The sequence below is a fragment of the Chamaesiphon sp. VAR_48_metabat_135_sub genome, assembly GCF_031418915.1.
In the GTDB taxonomy this organism is placed as follows: domain Bacteria; phylum Cyanobacteriota; class Cyanobacteriia; order Cyanobacteriales; family Chamaesiphonaceae; genus Chamaesiphon.
This window is the reverse complement of the sequence record NZ_JANOJV010000142.1, coordinates 1-25053: the sequence shown is the minus strand read 5'-3', so window position 1 is coordinate 25053 and position 25053 is coordinate 1. Positions and strand designations below refer to the sequence as shown.

The following is a 25053-nucleotide window of genomic DNA, read 5'->3' as shown; positions in this document are numbered from 1 at the left end:
AAAAAATTAACCCTTATCCTTTTTTTTTTATTAACCCCAAATTAAAATCCCATAAATTCTCCAACCCCGGGGGTTGGTCAATTTATTATTCCCCCCCCCGGGTGTTTCCCCACGGCGGTTGACAACGAAGAACTAGGGTTTCAAATATTTTCCCCCGACAATTAAGCCACCCTGCTCCACAATTAAACTGTAGGGGTGCCGTTAAGGGGTACCCTCAGATCTACGCCGATTGCTTTGAGATCGGAAAAATTGTTCGAGAGATGACGATACACCACCAGTGCCAATTGCGCCCCCAAAATTGGCACTGGTGGTATATCCAGCAATCCTGCCAATTCCCGCCGACAAGGGCTGGAGCTAGCGATCGAGCCGGATTCCTACTCGCTCCAGTAATTGGCCCCATACAGGCGGCTTCTAGGGCTACTGTCAGGCCGATCGCAATTGGTATTGCTGCGAGAGGTACTTTCTTGATGGAATGCGGGAGATCGAGACTTTATCCCGTAACTGTTTTTAAAAAAATATGACAAATGTACCTCAGTGCTGAATAATTAATAAAGTTTAGAAAATATTTGCTATTTGCTGCAAAAAATACTACACTAAATACACCACCCTGTCTATTCAAATTCTCGGAGCAACTTAATAATGCATACACTCAAGCGGACACCAACCACTGAAATGGAAGTTACTAGTATTCGCCTCGAACGCGAACTCAAAGAACGTCTGAAAGAAATCTCTGGACATCAAGGTTATCAAGCTTTGATCCGTGAGGTATTGTGGAAATACGTCCAGCAAAAATCTGGTGATTATCGTCATCGATTTACTTCTGAAGATATCCGCGCTACAGTCACCGCAACTGCGAATGCTGAAGAACGCTGTGGAATTACTGGTAAAGTTATCAACCCCAATGAGCCAATGTTATTAGGGTTAACCAGCACATGTGATTTTATTCCGCTCTCACTCGACAGTCTAACTGCTGTGGTTCCAGAGCCAGCCGCTTAAATTAGGAATTAGGGAAAGTGTTGGAAAGAGATTTAGTTTAGATTAAATCCACATTCCAACTACTCCCTAACCTCCCACCCCTTTTTTAGCCTCAAGCTAAAAGCTAATTTCACCAAAAAGAGACCGCGAATCCTGCTATAAATTAGCATGGACTCGCGATCTCTTTTTGTATAAGTTTAGTCAATCTGATGATAAGTAAATAACCCGACGCTCGGAATTTTCAACTTTCAACTTTCAACTTTCTGTCTTGTCGCGCTGAACTGTCGGGGAACCCGACAAGCGCGCGCCGCAACTTCCTAGATGTCTTGCTCGCTGATTTCACGAGTCATATGGTCGAAAGGTGCATCGACACAGCTAGTATCAGTGACTCCCATTGCCGCTAATTGAGCCTTAACCAAATCTTTCATGATTTGGATTCCCCGCACCGTTGGTGAAATGGGAACACCCAGGGAATTATAAGTCTCCCGTAAGCCTTGGAGCACCCGTTCATCCAGAACATTGGTATCTCCAGCAACAATCGCGTAGCTAGCATACCGGAGATAATAATCCATATCCCGCAGACATGCGGCATAACGTCGTGTGGTATAGGCATAACCACTCGGACGGATTAATTCTGGCAATTCTTCAAATAACTGCGAACCCGCTCGTCTTACGATCGCGGCTGCGTTGGCATTAATCGCCCCAGCAGCAGCAATTCTTGCCGCACCAGTATCAAAGTAGGTTTTTAAGCTATCGATGGCGTTCCGGTCTAAATAACGGCCTGTTATATCGTAAGTTTTAATGAGATTTGTTACAGCATCCCGCATGAGACAGCTCTCCCAACATAATTCTTTTATCGGTTTATCAGTATCGCAGAAAACCGCCGCCATGCGGGGTAGCTGCGTTACAATTCGCAATCGTATTTTAAGCTTTGACGAGCTGACGGCGATTGGGGATCGCCCGATCGATCGGAGCCTTAGGCCAAGGATGCCGCCAATCAAAGGCAATTGCGGGTTGGGAAACTAGGGTTAATTCTTCAGGATAGCGAGGTTGGGGATCGCTAGCGAGCATTACTGGTGGTACCATCATGGGATCGTAGGCGATGACGGTATCGATGACCCCTGGACGATGTTTGATTTCGACTTTTTGTCCAGGATGATAGACGGCCATTTCTCGCGCTTCATTCCAAATTGCTTGCTCCGCCATTACTACGATCCCCGTTATACTACTGATTAACTTTACTTATCATTATGATAGCAAGATTATCTAACAGGAAGTGGTATTTGGTCAATTACGATACTTTTTTTTAATATTTGGTCTCGATCGAGTAGTTAGATTTGAGGCTTTAGGTGTCTTTGCTGGTGCCTTCCGTCATGACAATTCGGCACTGTGACGTAAATGATCGAGACTCACATCTGGCATCAAAACAAAATTACTAGTTTTCTGCGATCGATTAATGTTTTACTGATTTCCAATAGCCCATAGCTAAACAGATCCCCACACCCCACAATAACCAAGCGGCAACCAGCAACAACTTTGTCGGTTCTAGCCCATACCAATTCTGAAACCACGTTAACGCAATGCCATCTAGTAACATCGCCGTTAGTGACATCAGTACCGTCGCCGTCAATACCTGCTCGCCTTCCACCTTACAGATCGTCATACTGACTTTGATTAATACCCAAGCTAGGGGTATCGATAGGATAAACAAACATAGTAGCCAAGGATTGCGATCGATAAACAAGTACTCACCCCAAAATCGGATGAGTAATAAAAAAGTCAACCAAAAGCCGGCTCCGAGACTCGCAAACAAGATAATATCGATTGATTGTGATTTTTTACTGATACTAGTTCTACTGTGTATATTCACGATCTTTTTCCTCTATAGCAGTATTAACGTAATAGCTATTACGTTAATTATTACTGTAATGGCTATTACGTTAACTGTCAAGACATGAACCGACCGACTGAGCCACAGAAGAAGCAAGAGCTATTAGAGCAATGTCTAGCCACCGCAATCGAGGTAGGTGTATTGGATGCTAGCATCAATGCGATCGCCAAGCGGATTGGTACTAGTGGGCGAATGCTCGTTTACCACTTTGGCTCGAAGCAGGAATTGGAGCGACAAATTATCAGTCTGCTGGAGACTCGCCTCCGCGAAAAACTCTGGTCATTTCACAGCGTTTCCGTTGAAAGAGATAACTTAACAACCCCTTTGCTGGCAATGTGGCAGCATTTGACTTCACCAGAGATGAATGGCTTACTAAAGCTGACGATGGAGCTACATCAACGTGCGATCCAGGGCGATTTAGCAACAAAAGGTTTCTTGGAGCGTGAAAGTCAACAATGGGTAGATTCGCTCTCGACATTGACAAACGATCGAACTATTGGTTTAGCCCTATTTTATTTATTTCAGGGGGCGATTTTAGATTTTTTGACAACAGGAAATGCCCAACGCGGACAAGATGCGATTACAGCTTTTTTGAAAAGCATTGCCGCTTAGGGCATGGGTGGGAACTGCTGTTATGTAACTGTCCTCGCTGTTTTTATCTCATCCTCGATCGATCTCACGATCGCCACGACACTAGCAATCCCATCCTCAGCCTGAATTTTTGCCCCCAGCTCGGCGGCGCGTTGACGCATGATTGGATCTGTCACCGCTCGATCGATCGCCTGCGCCAGATTTTCCACTGTTAATTGCTTGCGGGGAATCGGTGTAGTCCCCACGCCTAAATCTGCTACCCGTTGCCCCCAAAAAGATTGGTCGCCAAAGAACGGAATGACGATCGATGGCACTCCTGCTCTGAGTCCCGCTGCTGTCGTTCCCGCACCACCATGATGCACTACTGCCGCCATCCGAGGGAATAACCAGGCATGGGGAACTGAATTTACCATCAACACATGATTCGGTAAGTCGGCTTTACTCAAACCGCCCCAGCCAGATTGCAAGATCGCCCGTTGTTGGGTGCGATCGATTGCTTGCAGCACCAGATCCGCAGTTGCTTCTGGATCGCGAATGCTCATACTACCAAAGCCGATATACACAGGCGGTGAGCCGTTTTGCAAAAATTCCCTTAAATCTGCGGGTGGAGTCCAGTCGGCAGCAGCCAAAAACCATTCGCCTACAATTGCGGTATTCCGCCAATCAGCAGGCTGGGGGATCGCAGATGGACTAAAACCATAGATCGTTGGATATCGCTGCAGTATAAGCGATTTATACGACCCCCAGAAGGGTGCAGGGGGGAGATTTAATACTGCTAATCTGGACAGGCGATCGGCTGTGCGAAACCCTTGCCACATTATCTGTTGCACCAAAAGATGGGATAACCAGTTGAATGTGCCGCCCAACTTAGAGAGAGACTGCGGCAACAGGATTCCTGGAAACGCCCGTGTCGGTGTAAAGGGAAAGAGAAAAGCTGGGAGGATGGGAATCTGTAATTTTTCAGCCAGGGCAACCGCGATGTTCAACCCGCCAATGCCCACGACGATTAGATCGATCCCCTGACAAGCTACTAAGCCAGCCTGCGTCCAATCGGTCGCGGCAGTTTGGGCGAGTTTGGCAGTATATGCGTTAATTTTCAGGAAGTTTCCTCGTTCCAATAATGCCCGCATCTCTGGTGATTCGACAATCTCTCGAATGTTACCTTTGACTGGATAAAATTCTAAGCCATGAGCGGTGACTAACTGTTCAAAGTTAAGATGAGTCATCACGCGGACGCTATGCCCTCCTGCTTTTAAGCCTTTGCCCAATGCCACATAGGGTTGCACGTCACCTTGACTGCCCAATGCGATCGCTAAAATCTGCACGATCTCGATCTCCTTTATACTCGCAAAATAAAATGACAGTTTTGTCATTTTGATACTAGCGTCAATTCGATCGGATCGTCAATTAAGAGGTATGGTTAAAGTCTATAGTTAGCCTTCTTTTGGTGATATGCAGCCATCGCGACGAGCATCGATCGGTTTAGAAAAACGGGAACGGACGCGGGCGATCCTGATTGATGCCGCCTATCGGGTATTTGCCCGCAAAGAGGCGGATGCAGTAACGATCGATGAGATTATTGCCGAAGCAGCAGTGGCGCGGGGGACGTTTTATAACTATTTTCAGACGCGAGAAGAAGTGCTAACCGCAGTTGCCGCCGCTCTTAGCGATGAGATGAATCATGGTATTTGGGCGCAGTCTGAAGTAATTACCGATCCCGCCGAACGGATGGCGATCGCGATTCGACAATTTTTACATCAAGCTAGGCGCGACTCTACTTGGGGCTGGGTCATCGTTAGAAGTGGTTTGGTGGCAGCTCCATTGAGTGAAACAATTAAAACAGGGGTGACGACGGATTTAGAAGCGGGGATTCGATTGGAGCGATTTCAAGTAGAAACTCAGCAAGCCGCGATCGACCTGATTCTGGGTACGGGGCTGATGGCGATGCGGACGATTCTGGGCGGGCATTCAGAACCAGATTATCCCGAACAAATTGCCAAACTGATTCTCAAAACATTAGGAGTTGATGATGGAGAGGCGCACTCGATCGCCTTCCAGGTTCTAGCACCATTACCAAGTCGTTATTTTAGCTCATTGACAACATCCGCTGCATCGGATGTAAAGCTGCTAATCTAATCTCTTCAGGCATGGTAATTTCTGGCGACCGATCGCGCATTGCCAGATATAATTTTTCTAATGTATTCAATCGCATATGTGGGCATTCATTACAGGCACAATTATTTATTGGTGGTGCAGGAATAAACTCTTTTTGGGGTTGAGCTTTCTGCATTTGGTGAATTATTCCTGGCTCTGTCGCGATGATAAATTGAGTGCTCTGGCTCTCGGCTGTGTATTTTAATAACGCACTGGTAGAACCGATAAAATCGGCATGGCGCAATACGGCTTCCTCGCATTCTGGGTGGGCGATTACTTCGGCATTGGGATGATTAATTTTAAGCTGCACCAACTTCTTCTCTGAGAAGGTTTCATGTACCATACAACTCCCTTGCCACAGTACCATCTCCCTTTCGGCTTGCTGCATTACATATCGTCCCAAATTGCGATCGGGGGCGAAAATAATTCCCTGTGCTAGTGGAATTTGTTTGACAATTTTTACGGCATTAGAACTGGTACAAATAATATCACTGAGGGCTTTAATTTCCGCCGTACAGTTGATATAAGAAATCACAATATGGTCGGGGTATTTTGCTTTAAATGCTGCAAAAGCATCGGGCGGACAACTATCTGCAAGCGAACATCCCGCTGCTAAATCTGGCAATAATACCAACTTCTGCGGATTCAAAATCTTGGCAGTTTCTGCCATAAAGTGAACGCCAGCAAACACGATGACATCGGCATCAGTACTTGCAGCTCTGCGGGATAGTTCTAGTGAATCTCCAATAAAATCCGCCACATCCTGAATCTCCGCATCTTGGTAATAATGCGCGAGGATAACAGCATTTAGCGATTGTTTTAACTCCTGAATTGCTGCTACTAAATCGATGGGGAGCCGATCTTGAGCTGTTGGACGTGCGGTGACAAACATTTGGGTGGTGGGTATTTGGGTGTTTTTTTCAACCTAACTTTTATTATAGTGGTTTTCACCAAAATACCAAGGGGGGTTGCTGACTTTCGCTCTCTCTCAAGATTGGGTACGGTTACTCATATCTTGCACCATCTGGCTCAATCGATCGTTTCACTATTAACTTCCAGCCAATTTATTAGTCGGTGCATACCTTCTTCCTGCGGTTCGAGACTTGCGGCTAAATCTAAGAAAAAACTTGCTGCATCAAGTTCTGATGCACTTAGTTCAATGCCATTAATTAATAAAAATGTATAGACAGCAATTAGTGCGATCCGCTTATTTCCATCTACAAAACAATGATTTTTTACAAGTCCGTAGCCGTAAGATGCAGCTAACGTCAATAGAGTTGCGTTATCATCATAGCAATATAAATTTTTGGGCTTGTTTAAAGTTGATTCCAATCCACCTTCACTGAGAATGCCAGGATCTCCACCAGACTCCGCGATGATTTCACCATGAATTGCACGAACATCGCGACAATCCAGCCAAGAAGGTTCGCTCATTTTGCCAATTCAATCAACGCATTGCGGTATTTTTTAATACCTTTTCGAGCCGCTGTCATCTTGGTTGCAAAACTAGGATCGTATGCCGAAATCTCATATCCTGATGGTGTTTTTGTTGCAAAGAGATTATCACCATCTTCAACACTCATACTCGTCGCCATTTCTTTGGGCACAATTATGCTCAGTGAGTTACCTCGCTTCTTGATGTTTAAAAGCACGAACACCTCCTTGTGGGCTATTTAATAGCTATTATGTCTGATGTTATCACAAATGTTGCAACAAAAGTAAAAGCCTCCCAATTTAGGAAGGCTTTTAATCTAATGAACAAACGGCTAAACTAATTTGAGATCGGGATAATGGGTGAGGATATCATCTGTAGTCAGTGCATCGCCATTAGCTTGAGGTGTCCAGATTGCTTCGATCGCCACTAATGCGCTAGCATCGAGACTGCCTAGCATCTGTAGGGCTTGACGCAGATCGCTGTCACCATTGATTTTTGGCAATTGGATCGATCGAGTTGCCGCAACCAACAAGGTAACAATAATATATTCCCCGCGCTCTTGCTCTTGTTCCGCTGTCGCCAGTTCGCCTGTAGAATTTAGGACGGCATTAGTTTCCGCCTGACGGAGTTGGTTATTAACCTGACTCAGCGTTTCAGTGGTGAATTTACCGCGCTCGGCGAGAGACAATTGATTAAAGACTGCTTCTGCTCGATCGAGTTTGGCTTGTTGAGTGCTAGTCTTACCATACGTCCAGTATTCAGGGTGACGTAAGAGTTCGAGACTGGTTTCCTGCAACAGGTGCATTCGTCCTGAAGCTGTTTCAGCATTAACAGTAGTTGCAAGTTTGTCTAGAGTCGCTTGGACATTTCGCGCATCAGCTAATAAACCAACTTGAATTTGCGAGATCGAAACTTGAGGATTATAAACGTCCCCACCTTCGATACTATCGCCACCAGTTACCCGTTTGAAAGTCTGAAGTAAATAGCCCCCAACAGCCACCATAATCAGCAGTGAGAATAGACTTCCACCACCACCACCGAACATGAAGGGGAGAAAGAAGAACGGTGAAGAGAAGCCACCACCTGGATAGTAACCACCGCCACCGCGATAGGCACCGCCGCCGCTAGGGGTACTGTAGCCCCGACTGGGCGCACGAAACGAACCGCCACCAATCCGTCCCCCACTGCGGGCGGCGAGAGCATCTCCAGTCTGAGAAAAGACGAGAGTTAGGACTAGTCCGACTGCTACGAGGGACTTCACCAAAGGTTTAATGAGGGAGCGCAGTTTGTTAATCATAACTATCTGTATTAAAAGCTTGCATATTCTTTCACTGTAACGACTTTGACAGTTCAAAGCCTTTAGTTGCTGAATATCTTCAACTTTAACGCAGCTAGCTAGATGAGAGAAATGTTGCGAGATGTAGAGATAACCGATGGGGAGGGGGGTGTGGGGGAGAAACATGCTTGCAGCAACAAAACACCATATCTCAATTCAGCAATGCTAGAGAGTTTTAAAATGAGAATTGGTGTCTAGATTTAGTCGATCGGCAGAATGTATTTATCATCCAGTACACTAGAGGTAGAGCCAATAGATCGATCGACGATAACTGTTAATTCCTGATTATGTTTGACCAATTAGCCGAAAGTTTAGAATCAGCCTGGGTAAAGTTGCGCGGAAAGGACAAGATCAAGTCCTCCAATATTCAAGATGCCCTCAAGGAAGTCCGTCGCGCCCTACTTTCGGCTGATGTAAACGTCCAAGTGGTCACAAATTTCGTTAAGGAAGTCGAAACCAAGGCTCAAGGCGCGAATGTAATTTCAGGAGTTCGTCCCGAACAGCAGTTTATCAAGATTGTCTACGATGAACTAGTCAAGACGATGGGGGAAACTAACAGTCCCCTGGCGAATGCGACTCAAAAGCCTACAGTTATTTTGATGGCAGGTTTACAAGGTGCGGGTAAAACCACCGCGACTGCTAAACTCGCCCTCCATCTGCGGAAAGAAAATCGTACCACACTGATGGTTGCTACTGACGTATATCGTCCCGCCGCGATCGATCAACTTATCACCCTGGGCAAGCAAATCGACGTACCAGTGTTTGAAATGGGTACGGATGCCAATCCGGTCGAAATCGCCCGTCAAGGTATCGCCAAGGCGCGCGAACTGGGCGTAGATGTGGTAATTGTCGATACAGCCGGACGGTTGCAGATCGACGATCGGATGATGACGGAATTAGCTGATGTCAAAGCAGCAATTCAACCGGATGAAATCTTACTCGTAGTGGATTCGGCGATCGGTCAGGAAGCAGCAAATGTTACGATGACGTTTAACGATCGCATCGGCATTACAGGGGCGATCCTGACCAAATTAGACGGGGATACTCGCGGTGGTGCGGCTCTCTCCGTGCGGGCAATTTCTGGTCAACCGATTAAATTTGTCGGTGTCGGTGAAAAAGTCGAAGCTCTCCAGCCATTCTACCCTGAGCGGATGGCATCGCGGATTCTGGGCATGGGTGACGTACTCACCCTGGTAGAAAAAGCGCAGGAAGATTTCGACATCGCCGATGCAGCTAAACTAACTGAAAAAATCCTCGAAGCCAAATTTGACTTCAACGACTTCATCAAACAGATGCGGATGTTGAAAAATATGGGTTCTCTTGGCGGTTTGATTAAAATGATTCCAGGGATGGGTAAACTCTCCGATGGACAGTTAAAACAGGGCGAAGATCAACTCAAAAAAGCCGAAGCGATGATTCAGTCGATGACGAAGGAAGAACGCGGTAATCCCGAATTACTCGCTAGTACTCCCAGTCGTCGCCGTCGGATTGCCAAAGGTTGTGGTTACTCTGAAAATGATGTGAATAAGCTCATCGCCGAATTTACCCGAATGCGCAGCATGATGCAACAAATGAGTATGGGTAATTTCCCTGGGATGGGTGGCGGTAAATCTGGTACAGGTGCTGGTCTACCAGGCGCACCTGCAAAAGTCAAGAAGAAGAAAAAAGGTTTTGGAACCCTGTGAATTAGTTGAAAGTTGAAAGTTGAAAGTTGAAAGCGATTTTCGGTGTTGGTGAATATTTGTGTGGAATATAAACGATAATTTTTGGTAATTGCTGGATTGGGTTATGAATTGCCCTCAAAATTTAGGGTAGGGGTAATTCATGAATTACCCCTACCCTAAATCATCCCTAAATTCAGCAACTTTCCACTTATCACATTTGGACGATAGCGGACAATTATCGCAATCTGGATTTTGAGCCTTGCAAGTTAACGCCCCAAAATCTAGTAGGGCGAGATTCCAGGTTCCTACCTCTGTCTTCGGTGCAATGAGATCCGCCGCACCCCAAAGAATCTTGCACCGAGATTTGACTCTCTCCCCTTGCAACCCAAAGAAACGTTCGAGAATCCGTGCCACATTAGCATCCAAAACAGCTAACGGCTGATTGAATGCTTGAGAGCCAATTGCACGAGCGGTATAATTGCCGATTCCTGGTAATTCTAGCAGTTGCTTTTGAATATCGGGTACTTTTCCCTCATGTTGCCTAATGATGATTTCAGCGCACTGCTGCAATCGTTCGGCGCGGAAAAATAATCCTAAAGGTTCGAGCAGTTTGGCAACATCGTCGAGATCGGCAGCGGCTAGAGCGTGGATGCTGGGATAACGTGCTAGAAATAGTGCGTAAATTGGTGCAACTGTATCCGCATCAGTTTTCTGAAGTAGAGATTCAGCGACGAGGAGATGATAGGAATCGGTGGTGTTTCGCCACGGAAAATCGCGCCGATTGGCAACGCCCCAAGTAGAAAGGTGTTGGCGAAACCAGTTAATTCTAGCGGCTGATGGATAGTCTGACGGATCGGATTTAGTTGGAGATTTAGGAGATTTCATCGAGTTATTGATGTTCTAAATTATTCCTTGAAACGATCGCAAAATAGGATTATCGATACAATACTATTAGGAAGATTAAAATCTAATGGAACTTCGCCACCTACGTTATTTTATGATGGTTGCTACCGAATTGCACTTCGGAAAAGCGGCAGAAAAATTGCATATCTCTCAACCACCATTGAGCAAACAAATTCAAGACTTAGAAGCAGAATTGGGATTTGAATTATTTACTCGCACCAAAAGATCTGTTGCACTTACTCCCGCCGGACAAGCATTTTTAGTTGAAATAAATCAAATCTTTCAACAACTCGATCGAGCGATCGATATTGGTAGAAAAACCAGTCGCGGTGAACTCGGACAAATCTCGATCGGGTTTGTCGGATCGGCGACTTATAATATTTTACCAGTAATGCTCCAACAGTTTCGCGATCGATATCCCCATGTCCAAATTGAACTGCATGAATTGACTACCGATCGACAATTAATCTGGTTGCGTGAAGGTAGAATAGATATTGGTTTGATCCGTCCACCAATTATCGAGCGAGATCTTGACAGTCAGATAATTTTTCAAGAATCTTTAGTTATAGCTTTACCAATTAATCATCATTTAGCGATGGCAGATTCTATCGATCTTACCGCATTAGCAACACAACCTTTTATCCTTTTCCCCCGTCAACTCGCACCAGGATTATACGATTCAATTATTGCCATCTGTCAAGCGGCGGGATTTAGTCCTCAAGTAGTTCAAGAATGCATCCAAATGCAGACAATTGTTAGTCTAGTCTCCGCTAATATGGGAGTCTCAATTCTCCCCGCATCTATTCAATCAGCACATCGTCAGGGCGTAATTTATAAACCTATTCAATTATCTCCGCAACTAGTATCATTAGGAGTAGAGAAGCTAGCGACAATCGCGATCGTTTGGCGACTCAATGACAATTCACCAACAATAAATAGACTACTAGAAATTGTACTGGGAAAGTAAAAAAGGCAGATGAAACTAACTACTCGCGGAGATTACAGCGTTAAAGCGATGCTAGATCTTAGTTTACAACCAAATTATGGCCCAGCTTCCGTTAGTTCGATCGCTACCCGCCAATATCTACCCGTACCATACCTCGAAAAATTACTAATCGAATTGCGGCGAGCTGGATTAGTCAAGTCAATTCGTGGCGTTCACGGTGGCTATAAACTGGCTAAAAATCCCACTCAAATTTCGTTGAGTGATATCTTAATTGCCGTTGGTGAATCGATGGTGACTGACAATCCCGATCTCCAAACATCGAGATCGGATTCTTTAGCCGCAGACTGGGTGACACTGATGGTGTGGCGCAGACTTAACGAAAAACTTCAAGCCGCTTTAGCTAGTATTTCCCTCGCAGATCTCTACTACGATGCCCGTAGTTGGCAAGCTGCACAAGGGGAAGTGACAAATTATATTATCTAACGAATGCCAACGATTGAAATCATCCTGACGGTTATGCAATAGCTACTCTCAAAATTCAGGGTAGGGGCAATTCATAAATTGCCCCTACCCTGAATCTACGAGGATTTAGACGATTTTCCTTACATTTTGCTGACAATCCGTAACAGGATTTCAACGCCAGAGAAAGCTTGCCAACCAAACAGACCGACAATGACGAGATTGATTCCAATATGACTGTATCTTGCCCAATCCAGACCTTTTTGCATGTAGGGAGAAAGCGAAGCCGATACAGCAATTAAACCAGTCATTCCCAATCCCGCGATCAGGTGAGGGCCGACAAATAGCTTACCATTATTAATATAAGTCACCGTCATCCCACCGATCGATCCTAATACCATTACAGCTAAGATAATCGAACCAATTTGGTAATGACGGTTAATATACTTACCTTGGATCAGTTTTTTCTTTTCCTCGCCCGTTGCACTACGTGTTTCCCGAATCTTGAAGCCTAAGTAGAGTGCGTACAGGCAAGTTGCGAGTAAAATCCACATTAGTGGCGGATGGATAAAATTGAGATAGGGTTTGATATTAGCAGGAATGAAGTCCATAGGATCGGCAAAATTGACGCGAAAATTTAAGAATCTTTATAAAAGTTAGCATAAATTACGGAGAGAAGCCTGTTGTCGATCGTTCAGCATTACAAAAAAGCATAGACCAGATGATGGTCTATGCTTTAAAAACTACCAATAAAATGAGAACTTCAATCGAAATCAGAATTGAGAACGTCGAAATTAAGTACCAGAAGTCCAGGAGTTAGCGTAATCGATTTGGTCTGCATTGAGACTATCGATGTGAATGCCCATCGCTTCGAGTTTCATCCGCGCGATTTCTTTATCCACATGTACGGGGATAGAGTGAATACCTGGAGTGAGTTCGCCTTTGTTTTTGACGAGGTATTCGCAAGCCATTGCTTGGTTAGCGAAACTCATATCCATAACTGCGCTAGGATGTCCTTCAGCGGCTGCGAGGTTGACTAAACGACCTTCACCGATGACGATCACTGATTTACCGTTAGAGAGCTTGTACTCTTCAGTAAAGTTACGGACAGTGTTCACACCAGTTGCTTTGCTAGCTAGAGCTTTGAGATCGATTTCGATGTCAAAGTGACCGGAGTTACAAACGATCGCGCCATCTTTCATTAAGTCGAAGTGCTCGCCACGGATGACATGCTTGTTACCAGTAACGGTAATAAAGATGTCGCCGACAACTGCGGCTTTGTCCATTGTCATCACGCTAAAACCGTCCATGACAGCTTCGATCGCCTTAGTAGGATCGATTTCAGTCACGACAACGTTTGCACCTAGTCCACGGGCACGCATGGCGGTACCTTTACCACACCAGCCGTAACCAGCGACGACGATGGTTTTACCAGCGAGTAAAATGTTGGTAGCGCGGATGATCCCATCTAGAGTGGATTGACCAGTACCATAACGGTTGTCGAAGAAGTGCTTGGTGTCTGCGTCATTGACGTTGACAGCAGGGAAAGTTAATACACCAGCTTTGAACATGGCTTGGAGACGAACGATACCAGTAGTGGTTTCTTCGGTAGTACCGATTAATTCGCTCAATTGAGATTGACGTTCTTGAACCATAGTTGCAACTACGTCACAACCATCATCAACGATAATGTTGGGGTGGTGATCTAGTGCGGTTTGAACGTGACGTTTGTAAGTAGCTTCATCTTCACCACGGAAGGCGAAAACAGGAATTCCATAATCGACAACTAAACTAGCTGCGACATCATCCTGAGTGGAGAGTGGGTTACTAGCAATCAGAATTGCATCAGCACCAGCGGCTTTAATGGCGATCGCTAAGTGAGCGGTTTCAGTGGTAATGTGGCAACAAGCGACGATACGAATGCCAGCCAAAGGCTTTTCTGCTGCAAACCGATCCCGAATCTGACGCAGCACAGGCATTTCCCGACCTGCCCATTCAATCCGTTGCTTGCCTTGGGGCGCGAGCGATAAATCCTTAACTTCGTGTTTCAGTGCAGTTGCGATCATAGATACTGTTTGTAAATATATTTAAACTTCTATCTTCTTTTCCTAGGTTACATGAAATCTTCAAATTTATCACTCCGCACAATTAACTAGAACCAGATTGACTCAGTAATTATGCTTAGGTATTATTTCGCAGTACCAACTTGGGAACCCAACCTCCCCGCTTGGTGTGAGCTATTTGAGTGGCGGTGATTAGATTGACCTCGCAGACGCGGTAAAATCGACAATAACACTGAAAATCAAAATTTATTGATGAAACCTTTTCTGAAGTGGGCTGGTGGCAAATATCGAATTATCGATCGAATTAGGGCAGCTTTACCGCCAGGAAATCGTCTCATCGAACCGTTTGCAGGTTCTGGAGCTGTATTTTTGAATATGGATTATCCAGCTAATCTCATCGCCGATTCAAATGCCGATCTGATTAATTTATTTCGACACGTCCAGTCTGGTGGCAAAGATTTTATTGAATACTGTCAGCAGTTTTTCGTAAGTGAAAATAACCAGGCGGATGCTTTCTACCGTTTGCGGGAGGAGATGAATACCACTAGCGATCTCCAACGCAAAGCTGCACTATTTATTTATTTGAATCGTCATTGTTTTAACGGGCTGTGTCGATACAATGGGAATGGTGGATTTAATGTTCCGTTCGGTCGTTATGCCAAACCGCTGCTGCCAGTACCAGAACTGCTAAATTTTTGGGCTAAAAGTCAATCTGCCAAATTTGAAGTAGCTGACTTTGTGACCACCATGAATCGCGCTGAACCAGGCGATGTTATCTACTGCGATCCGCCCTATGTACCACTGACCGCAACAGCAAATTTTGCAGATTATACTAAAGAGAAATTTGGGTTACAGGAACAGCAGAAATTAGCAGATCTCGCGGGTGAATTGATGGACAAGGGTATTTCGGTAGTCATCTCTAATCATGATACCGAATTTACTCGATCGGCTTATGCGGCTGCTAAAATTTATACTTTCTCCGTTCGTCGATCGATCTCTAGTGATGCCAAAAATAGACAGAATGCTAGTGAATTGTTAGCAGTGTTCATGTAAATATTTTAGATTGTTAATATAGTAATTTTAAATATTGACATTAAAGTAATTAATTTTCAGTCATCTATTTTAACAATACCTAATATCTAATACCTAAAACCTGATACCTAATACCCAATACCCAATACCCAATACCTATGTTAAATACAGTGTCAAATTGGTTTGATTTTAGTATGCAGAATCCTTGGCTAGTAGCGATCGCCTTAAACTCAATTCTATTAATAGTAGCAACAATTATTCCCAAGAAACTATTAACACCAGCCGGATTAATTCACGCCTGGGGATTGGGGGTAGTTGTCTGGGGTACTTTGGGTTGGCGCGGTTATGGGGTAGTGATGTTTTACTTCCTCGTGGGTTCGGCGGTGACAAGAATTGGGATGAAGCAAAAAGAAGCGGAAGGAATCGCCGAGAAAAGAGATGGTGCCAGAGGACCAGAAAATGTTTGGGGTTCGGCTTTTACTGCTACGATATGTGCGATCGGTGTCGCTGGAATTAAGTTAGGCTGGCTCGATCCTGGCTGGGAATCTTTACTACTATTAGGTTATGTGGCAAGTTTTGCGACTAAGTTATCGGATACAACTGCGAGCGAAGTTGGTAAGGCGTATGGAAAAAGCACATTTTTGATTACGACATTAAAACCCGTACCCAGAGGTACTGAAGGTGCGGTGAGTTTGGAGGGAACAGTTGCAGGTATCGTTGGCGGAATACTAATTTCTTTAGTTGCTTATAGTGTCGGGATGATTACCTTTACTGGAGTAATTATTTGTACGATCGCTGCTTTTATTGCTACAAATATAGAGAGTGTTATCGGTGCTACTTTACAGTCAGAAATTGACTGGCTTAGTAATGAATTGGTGAATGTTATCAATACAATTATCGGTGCGGTAGTCGCCATCTCGTTGGCTCTGAGCCTGCCTTCGGCAATCGCGACCTGGTGGCACTAAAACGACGTGAATTTGAAGTCAGAATACAGATAAAAGGGGAGACCTATTTAACCTTCGATTCTCCCTTTTTAATAACAGGCTGCTGTTAATCGATCGCTGAAATATAAACAACAGATCTATAGTTAATCATCCATCAAATCTAATGGTGGCAGCCAGCGATATATTTTTAGATCGATGCGATTATCTTGTTTGAATTTTATCCCCTCTTGCTCTAGTAAAGTTTTCTGCAAATAATCGCCGCCACATCGGGCGATCGAATAAGAAATTTCTCCCTTAGAATTTACTACTCTTTGCCACGGAATATCGGATTCTATCTCTACCCGAAATAGAGCATAACCTACCAGTCTTGCTTTGCCATATAAACCAGCTAATTCGGCAACTTGTCCATAGGTAATAACTTTGCCAAGGGGGATCTTTCTGACTACCTCATAGATCGTTTGGTATTTAGAAGATCGATCTGATATTTTTGGTGTGATAACGCGATCGACCATCATTCTTCGTCCTCCATCTACAAACTCTTCAAAATGTTACTCAACTTCCTACTTTTAACCTACAACTATTTCTGACTTATTTGTCGATCGTTAATATATTTATAAGTCAATCGAGATACTTCTTGGACAAAATCGCGAGCGCGGCGATCGTTAAAAGAACGCTTGACAAAAATCCCCGCCAAATAGAGTTTTCCATTCGGCATTTCAATAATCCCCGCATCCCCAATCAATCGCCCTAGCGTACCCGTCTTATGGGCAATCGCCGCACCTTTACCCAATCCTGCGGGTAATAGTTTTCGATTTTCAGTTTGATTGAGAATATCCAAAACTTTGCTGCGGCTAGCTTCACTAATCAGTTGATGTTTGGCAATTAACGCTGATAATCTGACCAAATCTGCGGGACTAGTCGTATTTTTACCTTTAAAATCTCCCAGCGGACGATTAATGACAGTTTTCCGCAATCCCCAACTTTTAAACTTACTATTGAGGGCTGCTTTACCACCTAACCTGTCAATAATCATATTCGTCCCAGTATTATCGCTAATCGCGATCATCATCGTGGCTGTTTTTAGCACGCTCAATTTTGCACCAGGACTACCTTGGAGTTCGCCCGAACCACCAGTAATTAAATCTCGTCGGACTGTGAGTGTTTCATTCAGCCGTACTCTGCCTGTATCGACAGCTTGAAACAGAGCCATCAAAATTGGCAACTTAATCGTACTTGCGGCCGGAAAACTCTTTTCGCCATTAATATCCAAATAATTTCCCGTGTCCACCTCCATGAAAAACATCCCTGGCGAGAGGTAATCATACTTCGATGCTAAGGTCTTAATTTGGCTCTTGAGAGCGGTCATTTCCTGTCCGATGGGCACTACCCCAGCAAAAACGATCGGACTGACTGGAACGGCTTGAATTCGACCCGTGCTAGTTGTCGAAACACCACGATCGATCGATCTCAATTTTATCGACCAGCGGGAAGGAATATCGCTCCGAATGATAATATTTTGCGGACTGACACCATAACCTGGTGCGAGTTCCATCACCAATCGAGTATTATTAGCATCTGCTTGGGCAATCCGCACCTCTCGCACCGCTGCACCAAATTTCTTGCGCACAGTAGCCTCGGTCATTTTTGTCCCAGGTAAGTCAACGACGAGGCGGTAAGGGCCATCGAGTAATGTGGCTTTTGGCTTGACTCCAGTATCTGTACCAAAATTCAATTGATTGCGATTAGCGTCAAATTCCCAACCAGTGAATTTGCTTGCTTGGGCTGGTGCCGCGAGAAATAAGCACGCACTGCTAATCAGTCCGGTGAGGAGCCAATTTAATTTCATAGAGTGAGGAGGTGATGTAATGGTAGAGCGATGTTTCTGTCGTTTGCTAACTGAGGTTCGCTAGCACGGTTCTAGTTTTCACCTTTGATGATGATTAACATTATTAGGTTCCCTGCGTCAATTCGTAACCGAGAGCCTCTCCCCTGGAGAATCGATCGAACTAAAATTCATCAACCTCATGCTGGTATTAAGTTTAAAGGAGATCGATCCAATTTCTGTAACGATCGATCTAGCCAGATTGCCAATATTATCGTTATATTAAGAAGTATTACGGGTTTTAGATTTAAAACCTAATTCATGTATTCAAATCTGTGAGGACAAAGCCCATGACGAAAGGTTTACAAGGCTTTCCATCTGCATCTACCACTGAAGAATTACTAGTCGCCAAATTTTTTAGAGTTTCTGCTGGTAACTGGTTATCCGAACGAAGATATTATACGCTGCCCGATGGCGATACCCAAGAGGTCGTTAGTGAGATTGGGATTCAATTTCTAGAATCGGGCTGTCTGGAATTGCAAGAATTAGCTCTATTACATGGTTTAGAGGCGTTCGCGCTTACCTGTGGAAGCAAAATTGAGTGGGAAAGTAGAGACTCGGTGACGGGGAAAAAAGCTTCAAAAGGAAGTACGTTATTCGGAGCTTTAGGGAATATCTTATATCGCGATCGCGGTTTTGCAACTTCTAAACCAATTACCGCGATTTACCATTTCCCCCATCCTAATACCCTCTGCCTCAAAACTGAGTATCAAGGCTCGGTATTTGAAGAGGAAATTAAGTTAGTTGGGGATAAATACCGTACTCGCCAAACAATTATCTCTCGTGCGGGCGAACAAGTCACGATCGGTCAATACCTAGAAAAAAGAATTCGGGTTTGACAAATTTGCACTTTTGCCAAAGTAATTTGGTGCGTTACTGCTACCGCCTAACGCACCCCACGATTAAAACATCATCTCAGATGATCGCCGCGCAGAGTATAGTTATCAATTATCAAAGTCTATTCTAGCCGTTTAAACTCTTGAGACAACGCATCTTCTTCGGTAGTGTAGATGATATCTCGATCGGTAATTTTGTATTGTTTGGCAAACTGTTTAGCGTAGTCTAACTTCTGTTGAATCGACTCTTCTTGTTTCAATAAATTCACTTGTTGACGGCGTAACTGATTGCGTCTACGCACTTGGCGATCCTGATATTTTACCCAAAAATAACGACAGAAAGGAATTGCCACTAGCCCAATGCCGTAAAAAGCTAATACTGGCATCGCTCCACCAATCAAGCCACTCGTTGCACCACTTATCATGACAGCTAAGATACTAATACCGATTAAATTAGCGGCAAATAAAACGATCGACCAATTAGTCTGAGTTGGTGTGGCTTTGGTAAATTTCCATTTGCGTTCTTTCAAAGATTTCGGTACCCGTGCAGATTTTCCAGAGGTATCCTTGAGTGTAGATTGGAGATCTGGAAAATGATATACTAATTGTCCGGTGGGACTGACTTCAGGAATACCATTAAACTTAGTTAACACGGGCAACATATAGTTTTCATATTCGAGGTCGAATCCCTGCCCGATATTATCCAAGTATGGCGCAATTTGTTCGCCGATCGCCACCCCTTGTTGACGATGAATTAGATTACTAATATAACTCCAACGTCGCTGCTCTAAATCCGCATTAGGATTGCCATCGCCAAATAATACTGAAAATACTGCTTCCAAGAAATTTAGTGGCTTCCGTTGTGTTTTGGCACGGACTGGTGCGAGATTTTCATTAGTGGTGGTAGTCATCGTTGTCAAGCTGCTGGAGCTACTACCACCCCAATCAAAAATACCTAAAACACAACTACCACCCCCATCGCCGCAGTCGCCACAATCACCGCCACCTTCGCTCCCAAATAAGGCTGCTAGCGTAATCGCCAAAATCGTCAGATAAACGACACTAACAGAAGCAATCAACAAAATTCCAAAAGAAATCTTAATTAGGTAGAATGCTACGGTGAAGAATCGATCGAGCCAAGCCTGGAATTGGAGCTGTACCGACTTCCGAATCAAAATTTGCCGAAAATCTGGGGACAAGACATAAATAACTTCTCCAGTATCGGTGACTTGCAAATGTCCCCCAGTTTGATTCGCCAAAGCCAGCAATCCCGAACGTGCTGATTCTAGGTGAATACCAGTATGAGTAACCACATCCCCACAAGTCACTCGATATCCGAGCTGTTCCACCGCTGTCATAAGTTGAGGATTGGCATTCATAATCCACGTTCCTGGTATATCCATATGCTAGCTGTTACAGCACTTTCCGCCAATTGTGAAGTACGGTCTTTCCCCGCTCTCTTGAAAAGGTACTCTCTTGGGGAAACCCCGCTCCCCGCTCCCCCCCTTTCCTCTCGAATAACGTACTGCATATTACAAAGAAAGTGCTATATGGGTGCAAACCTGCTATTTTAGAGACGATCGACGATCCCTATTAAAATTCTATCGAAATTTTCTTGAGGTTGACCGAGAATAAAATCGGTGACAGAATAAATTCTCCCGATAAAGTAGCAGAAAATACCGATCGAACCGACCCGAAAGTACCCAAGTTATCAGATGATAGAGGTTGTCTAGATCGATATTGCTAGAGCGGTAATGGTGCAGAAACCATTTAAACCCCCAGCAATGAAGATCGATCCTTGTGGGATCGCTATTTTTAAGAGGTTATTGTGAAAAAAGTTTTATCGATCATTTTAGGTGGCGGCGCAGGTACCAGGTTGTATCCTCTGACTAAATTACGGGCAAAACCCGCTGTTCCCCTCGCAGGTAAGTATCGACTGATTGATATCCCTGTCAGCAACTGTATTAACTCCGAGATTTTCAAAATCTATGTGCTGACTCAGTTTAACTCCGCTTCCCTCAATCGACATTTATCCCGCGCCTACAATTTTTCGGGATTTAGCGATGGATTTGTCGAAGTTCTCGCCGCTCAACAAACCAAAGATAGTCCCGACTGGTTCCAGGGTACGGCGGATGCTGTCCGTCAATACCTGTGGATGATCGAGGAATGGGATGTTGAAGAAGTGGTGATCCTCTCAGGAGATCACCTCTATCGCATGGATTATCGTCTATTCGTCGAACGTCACCGCGAAACCAATGCCGATATCACCCTCTCGGTAGTGCCGATTAGCGAGAAAAATGCTTCCGAATTTGGATTGATGAAAGTCGATGCATCTGGGCGCGTTGTAGAATTCAGTGAGAAGCCTACAGGTGCCGCACTGCAAAGTATGCGGGTAGACACCACTAAATTAGGTCTCAATGCCGAACAAGCAGCCGAGAAGCCCTATATTGCCTCGATGGGGATATACGTCTTCAAGAAGCAAGTATTGGTAGATTTACTCAAAAAATCTTTAGAGCAAACTGATTTCGGGAAGGAAATCATTCCAGGTGCTTCCGCTACCCACAATATTCAAGCCTTCCTGTTTGACGGCTACTGGGAAGATATTGGAACGATCGAGTCTTTCTATGATGCTAACCTAGCACTGACTCAACAACCAACTCCGCCATTTAGTTTCTACGACGAAAACGCACCGATTTACACTCGTTCCCGTCATCTTCCACCAACTAAATTACTCGATGCTCAAGTCACTGAGTCGATGATTGGCGAAGGTTGTATTATCAAACAATGCCGAATTCACCATTCCGTTTTAGGTGTTCGCTCCCGCATTATGGAAGGTTGCGTAATTGAAGATTCCTTGATTATGGGTTCTGACTTTTACGAACCCGCACCAGAGCGCAAAACTCAAGTCGAAACTGGTGGAATACCAATGGGAATCGGTACGAATTCAACGATTCGCCGCGCCATTATCGATAAAAATGCCCGCATCGGTTCCAATGTGATGATTATCAATAAGGAAGGTATTCAAGAAGCTCAACGGGAAGAACTCGGATACTATATCCGCAGTGGGATTGTCGTAGTGCTCAAAAACGCTACGATTCCAAATGGAACGACCATCTAAATTAACGTCAGTTTGGGTTAAGAATCGCGGTTAATTGCTGTTACTAAGCCAATCAGCAATCGATATATACTTGTGAGTTTCGAGTTTTACTAGCGTGGTGCGGCATTCGCTCCATGCTAGATTTTAGTTGGAGATTATTAAACGGAAACTACCCGCTACCTGCGATCCTCTACCCTCTCATTCAAACTATTCCCCCGTCATTACCCGCAACCGGATGGAATTTTCACCGCTATCATCCAAGGGAACTTCGACAATTTCGCTGGAGAGACGTTCGATGCAGGCAATGAGCGATCGCAAATTAGGCGTACTCGCACCTGTATCGACATACAATCTATCTACCAGACTTCCCAATCTTTTCCAGGTTAAATAAAACTTAGTCATCGTTTGCTCTAATTGAGCCGCTTGTTTAAGCACATCTGCAGCCACAGGGAGACAGCCTACCCGCATCGCTTCTTCCAAAGCATTCGGCAAATCGACTTTAGAATCATTCAAAACTTGCACCTGTGCCCCAGCATCGAGATATTTCGATAAACTGCGGGCATTACTGGTGACTAGCTTAATATTATCCACATCGGGATTGGCGGCTATTTCTTGCTTAATCGCGATTTGATGAGCTTCTGGTAGTTTCTCCATTTCTTTAACTAACGGGGCGATAAATCGCGGTGGCGTAGCTCCAGAGGCAGCTTGCTCCTTAACTTCATCGGGAATCAGATCCGAACTCATTGCCATCCATTCATCAGATAGTTGTCGGACTTCGCGGCGCGTAATTCGATCTCCTCTTTCAGCAGCATCAGTGACTAATTGTTGAACTTCTGGGGAAGATTTGGCAGTTTCAACGAAGGCACGTTTGCTAAAATTCTTGAGTGCAGAGGGGGAAAGTTCGCCATTTTCCAGTAGAGTATCGGCACTATTCGCCAGTTCGATCCATGCATAAGCCTGACTCTTGCTCAATTCCCGATCTTTGAGCCAGTTGAGAAAGCCTTGTCCGCGTCCGTCACCACCTTTTTTCTCTTTGTCGCGAACTGCACGTAAGATCCGACCCCGCCAGATTTCTGTTTGCAGATCGAACCTGTCGCATACAATCCACGCATCATCAACTCGTTGTCGAAAGTCAAAGTCGCCGACTGCCTCATCTTCAGGATCGGGTAAGTCGAAGCTCAGATCGGCATTAATTTCTAGAGCCGCTGCAAGTTCGAGATCGGTAATAGAGCCAGATGAAGCAAGCATCGATCGTCCTCAGTATAAAATGGAAATAGCCACCAGGTAATTATATTCTGACATGCAAGGGTCAGAAAACGATCGGATCTAGCCTGCACACAGAAGGTTTTGAATGGCTCTAGCAAGTAATTCGGTTAGCAGGATAAAACCATCCCCTCCCCTCTGACTTCAGTTGTAGCTATTAGCGCAGCAACCCGCATCGCTGAGGTAATCGCTCCTTCGTGCAAACCATCGCCGAGATAGGCTCCGACATGGTAAGTATTGAATTCGCCATTTGTGGCGATAATCTCCTGCCGATGGCGGAAAGCAGCCACGGTATAGAGTGGGGTGTGATGTTGTTGAAGATGTAAAATTCGATCGGGGGCAATTAAGCTTTCGAGGTTGAATGATAGACTATATTGCACTGGGGATGTGATGCCACAGAGCTGATTGAGGCGGGCGTTATAGCCCCAATTACCATTTTGGTTAGCTGTCTCAAAAAAATCAAATTCGGAACCTTGTTTGACTTGGTAGGGTGCGTACATGTCTGCATCGGTGTGGAGTAGGGTTTGAATATGGTTTCCTTGCCAAGCAGCAAATCTGTTAATTTCTTCTGGGTGAGGATCTGCTAGCAGTTTGAGTACCTGATCTGGTGGTGTGGCAAATACCACTTTGTCAAATTCTTGGGGTTTACCATCCGTCAATTCAATTGTTACTCCTGTGGCTGTGCGACGAATAGCAGCAACTTCGACTCCTAGTAGAATTTCGCCTTGAAACCGATCGAGAATTTTCTGGATATATGAATATACGCCGCCTTTAATTCTCACCCAGTCTACAAATACATCGTCGCGAAGGGTGGGAATTACTAATTCGGCTGGGCAATCATCGATCTGCGGAAAAGGGATCGAATAACTGTACATGGCGAATAATTTTAGCCAGGTATGTTGGAGGGATGGCTGTTGGAAGCTATCGGCTACAGATATATTATGAAAATCGATGATCTGCCAGAATTTTGCGGCGATCAGTAGGCTAACAGAACGGAGATAAAATAAGTTCATGCGCCAAGATTCGATCGAACGTTTGATGCCAGTGAAGTTGCGATCGATCGCGACTTTGGAAAGATAGTGGTTGCCATTTTTGAGGAATAGTGCAGAGCCAATATTAACTGGTTCTAGTTCTATCTCTAGTTCTGTCATCAATGCGATGAAGTTATGAAAGGTGGTGGGGAATTCTAGTACGCCGTTTTCGAGAATGAGATTGCAATCGGATTGTCCTTCCCTTCGGGACGCTCCGCGAACAGACAGGCTCCGCCAACGATTTGGTTGGACATTTTGATTGAGGGTGCGGATATGTCCGCCGAGGATTGGTTCTCGTTCAAATACGGTGATTTGATGTCCTTGTTTTTGGAGGAGGTGGGCAGTGACGATGCCACTGGCACCACCACCGATAATTGCAATTTTCATGACTAGAATTTTTGTTGAGTTGAGTGAGGACTTTGGATCAGTAGCAGCTGTTTCAACCGCTGACTGTCTGGCTGATTAGCTTGGCAAAACCTCGGATACCAGGGCAACTTTGACTAGATTAGGCAGGGCGGGGGTGGCTTTGGGCATAGTGAGGGTTAGGAGAC

Annotated in this window: 26 protein-coding genes and 1 pseudogene; 10 read left to right on the top strand and 17 right to left on the bottom strand. The window is 44.8% G+C overall.

Features of this window, described 5'->3' with window-relative positions; all coding sequences use genetic code 11:
• Nucleotides 1-182: 182 nt before the first annotated feature.
• Nucleotides 183-439 (bottom strand): annotated as a pseudogene (locus RMO55_RS22235) (aquaporin); the annotation flags it as partial.
• A gap of 200 nt (nt 440-639) precedes the next feature.
• Between RMO55_RS22235 and RMO55_RS09915 the strand changes: the two are divergent.
• Nucleotides 640-996: a hypothetical protein gene (locus tag RMO55_RS09915; protein WP_310426173.1), complete on the top strand. Its 357-nt coding sequence runs from the start codon at nt 640-642 to the stop codon at nt 994-996.
• 296 nt (nt 997-1292) lie between these two features.
• Here RMO55_RS09915 and apcB read toward each other — a convergent pair whose 3' ends face one another.
• The 3 genes from apcB to RMO55_RS09900 all read right to left on the bottom strand — a co-directional run bounded on the left by apcB (nt 1293) and on the right by RMO55_RS09900 (nt 2758).
• Nucleotides 1293-1802 carry an allophycocyanin subunit beta gene (apcB, locus tag RMO55_RS09910; protein ID WP_310426176.1) on the bottom strand — a complete coding sequence of 170 codons (510 nt, stop codon included), beginning with the start codon at nt 1800-1802 and terminating at the stop codon, nt 1293-1295.
• Between the two features lie 97 nt (nt 1803-1899).
• Nucleotides 1900-2181 (bottom strand): hypothetical protein, encoded by a 282-nt coding sequence (locus RMO55_RS09905; RefSeq protein WP_310426172.1) that lies wholly within the window; start codon nt 2179-2181, stop codon nt 1900-1902.
• 247 nt (nt 2182-2428) lie between these two features.
• Nucleotides 2429-2758: a DUF5367 family protein gene (locus tag RMO55_RS09900; RefSeq protein WP_310426171.1), complete on the bottom strand. Its 330-nt coding sequence runs from the start codon at nt 2756-2758 to the stop codon at nt 2429-2431.
• Between the two features lie 171 nt (nt 2759-2929).
• Between RMO55_RS09900 and RMO55_RS09895 the strand changes: the two genes are divergently transcribed.
• Entirely contained in the window at nt 2930-3478 is a 549-nt protein-coding gene (locus RMO55_RS09895) for a TetR/AcrR family transcriptional regulator (RefSeq protein ID WP_310426169.1), read from the top strand.
• A gap of 20 nt (nt 3479-3498) precedes the next feature.
• Here the strand turns inward: RMO55_RS09895 and RMO55_RS09890 are convergent, their stop codons facing one another.
• Nucleotides 3499-4830: a glycosyltransferase gene (locus RMO55_RS09890; RefSeq protein WP_310426167.1), complete on the bottom strand. Its 1332-nt coding sequence runs from the start codon at nt 4828-4830 to the stop codon at nt 3499-3501.
• A gap of 79 nt (nt 4831-4909) precedes the next feature.
• Between RMO55_RS09890 and RMO55_RS09885 the strand changes: the two genes are divergently transcribed.
• Nucleotides 4910-5593, top strand: coding sequence for a helix-turn-helix domain-containing protein (locus RMO55_RS09885; protein WP_310426165.1), 684 nt, complete (start codon nt 4910-4912; stop codon nt 5591-5593).
• Here the strand turns inward: RMO55_RS09885 and nadA are convergent.
• The 4 genes from nadA to RMO55_RS09865 form a co-directional block, all read right to left on the bottom strand.
• On the bottom strand, nt 5544-6503 hold the full coding sequence (gene nadA, locus RMO55_RS09880; protein WP_310426164.1) for a quinolinate synthase NadA: 960 nt from the start codon (nt 6501-6503) through the stop codon (nt 5544-5546). The genes RMO55_RS09885 and nadA overlap by 50 nt on opposite strands.
• 137 nt (nt 6504-6640) lie before the next feature.
• On the bottom strand, nt 6641-7045 hold the full coding sequence (locus tag RMO55_RS09875) for a type II toxin-antitoxin system death-on-curing family toxin (RefSeq protein ID WP_310426162.1): 405 nt from the start codon (nt 7043-7045) through the stop codon (nt 6641-6643).
• Nucleotides 7042-7263 carry an AbrB/MazE/SpoVT family DNA-binding domain-containing protein gene (locus tag RMO55_RS09870; protein WP_310426160.1) on the bottom strand — a complete coding sequence of 74 codons (222 nt, stop codon included), beginning with the start codon at nt 7261-7263 and terminating at the stop codon, nt 7042-7044. Before RMO55_RS09870 ends, RMO55_RS09875 begins: the two co-directional genes overlap by 4 nt.
• A gap of 114 nt (nt 7264-7377) precedes the next feature.
• The gene (locus RMO55_RS09865; protein ID WP_310426158.1) at nt 7378-8343 is read right to left on the bottom strand and encodes a DUF1517 domain-containing protein; all 966 of its coding nucleotides are present in this window, start codon (nt 8341-8343) and stop codon (nt 7378-7380) included.
• Between the two features lie 326 nt (nt 8344-8669).
• Here RMO55_RS09865 and ffh point away from each other — a divergent pair, with 326 nt between their 5' ends.
• The gene (gene ffh, locus RMO55_RS09860; protein WP_310426157.1) at nt 8670-10067 is read left to right on the top strand and encodes a signal recognition particle protein; all 1398 of its coding nucleotides are present in this window, start codon (nt 8670-8672) and stop codon (nt 10065-10067) included.
• A gap of 150 nt (nt 10068-10217) precedes the next feature.
• Here the strand turns inward: ffh and RMO55_RS09855 are convergent, their stop codons facing one another.
• On the bottom strand, nt 10218-10931 hold the full coding sequence (locus RMO55_RS09855; protein ID WP_310426155.1) for an A/G-specific adenine glycosylase: 714 nt from the start codon (nt 10929-10931) through the stop codon (nt 10218-10220).
• An 85-nt stretch (nt 10932-11016) separates the two neighbouring features.
• On the opposite strand from RMO55_RS09855, the gene RMO55_RS09850 reads away from it, so the two are divergent.
• Together RMO55_RS09850 and RMO55_RS09845 are read left to right on the top strand one after the other, a co-directional pair.
• On the top strand, nt 11017-11916 hold the full coding sequence (locus RMO55_RS09850; protein WP_310426154.1) for a LysR family transcriptional regulator: 900 nt from the start codon (nt 11017-11019) through the stop codon (nt 11914-11916).
• A 9-nt stretch (nt 11917-11925) separates the two neighbouring features.
• Nucleotides 11926-12378 carry an RrF2 family transcriptional regulator gene (locus RMO55_RS09845; protein WP_310426152.1) on the top strand — a complete coding sequence of 151 codons (453 nt, stop codon included), beginning with the start codon at nt 11926-11928 and terminating at the stop codon, nt 12376-12378.
• Nucleotides 12379-12497: 119 nt separating this feature from the next.
• On the opposite strand, the gene RMO55_RS09840 is transcribed toward RMO55_RS09845, so the two are convergent.
• A complete protein-coding gene (locus RMO55_RS09840) occupies nt 12498-12965 on the bottom strand; it encodes a DUF4079 domain-containing protein (RefSeq protein ID WP_310426151.1) in 468 nt (155 codons plus the stop codon).
• A 183-nt stretch (nt 12966-13148) separates the two neighbouring features.
• Nucleotides 13149-14420 (bottom strand): adenosylhomocysteinase, encoded by a 1272-nt coding sequence (gene ahcY, locus RMO55_RS09835; protein WP_310426149.1) that lies wholly within the window; start codon nt 14418-14420, stop codon nt 13149-13151.
• A gap of 249 nt (nt 14421-14669) precedes the next feature.
• On the opposite strand from ahcY, the gene RMO55_RS09830 reads away from it, so the two are divergent.
• Together RMO55_RS09830 and RMO55_RS09825 are read left to right on the top strand one after the other, a co-directional pair.
• Nucleotides 14670-15470: a Dam family site-specific DNA-(adenine-N6)-methyltransferase gene (locus RMO55_RS09830; RefSeq protein WP_310426148.1), complete on the top strand. Its 801-nt coding sequence runs from the start codon at nt 14670-14672 to the stop codon at nt 15468-15470.
• 137 nt (nt 15471-15607) lie between these two features.
• Nucleotides 15608-16414, top strand: coding sequence for a TIGR00297 family protein (locus tag RMO55_RS09825; protein ID WP_310426147.1), 807 nt, complete (start codon nt 15608-15610; stop codon nt 16412-16414).
• A gap of 122 nt (nt 16415-16536) precedes the next feature.
• On the opposite strand, the gene RMO55_RS09820 is transcribed toward RMO55_RS09825, so the two are convergent.
• Nucleotides 16537-16908 carry an MGMT family protein gene (locus RMO55_RS09820; RefSeq protein ID WP_310426145.1) on the bottom strand — a complete coding sequence of 124 codons (372 nt, stop codon included), beginning with the start codon at nt 16906-16908 and terminating at the stop codon, nt 16537-16539.
• A gap of 62 nt (nt 16909-16970) precedes the next feature.
• Nucleotides 16971-18239: a serine hydrolase gene (locus RMO55_RS09815; RefSeq protein ID WP_310426143.1), complete on the bottom strand. Its 1269-nt coding sequence runs from the start codon at nt 18237-18239 to the stop codon at nt 16971-16973.
• A 326-nt stretch (nt 18240-18565) separates the two neighbouring features.
• On the opposite strand from RMO55_RS09815, the gene RMO55_RS09810 reads away from it, so the two are divergent.
• Nucleotides 18566-19114: a phycobiliprotein lyase gene (locus RMO55_RS09810; RefSeq protein ID WP_310426141.1), complete on the top strand. Its 549-nt coding sequence runs from the start codon at nt 18566-18568 to the stop codon at nt 19112-19114.
• A gap of 119 nt (nt 19115-19233) precedes the next feature.
• On the opposite strand, the gene RMO55_RS09805 is transcribed toward RMO55_RS09810, so the two are convergent.
• Complete coding sequence (locus RMO55_RS09805; RefSeq protein ID WP_310426140.1) at nt 19234-20514, bottom strand: hypothetical protein; 1281 nt, start codon at nt 20512-20514, stop codon at nt 19234-19236.
• 425 nt (nt 20515-20939) lie between these two features.
• Here RMO55_RS09805 and RMO55_RS09800 point away from each other — a divergent pair, with 425 nt between their 5' ends.
• On the top strand, nt 20940-22229 hold the full coding sequence (locus RMO55_RS09800) for a glucose-1-phosphate adenylyltransferase (protein ID WP_310426139.1): 1290 nt from the start codon (nt 20940-20942) through the stop codon (nt 22227-22229).
• A gap of 186 nt (nt 22230-22415) precedes the next feature.
• Here RMO55_RS09800 and RMO55_RS09795 read toward each other — a convergent pair whose 3' ends face one another.
• Together RMO55_RS09795 and RMO55_RS09790 are read right to left on the bottom strand one after the other, a co-directional pair.
• Complete coding sequence (locus tag RMO55_RS09795) at nt 22416-23456, bottom strand: hypothetical protein (protein ID WP_310426138.1); 1041 nt, start codon at nt 23454-23456, stop codon at nt 22416-22418.
• A gap of 125 nt (nt 23457-23581) precedes the next feature.
• Nucleotides 23582-24889: an FAD-dependent oxidoreductase gene (locus RMO55_RS09790; protein WP_310426137.1), complete on the bottom strand. Its 1308-nt coding sequence runs from the start codon at nt 24887-24889 to the stop codon at nt 23582-23584.
• Nucleotides 24890-25053 lie beyond the last annotated feature (164 nt).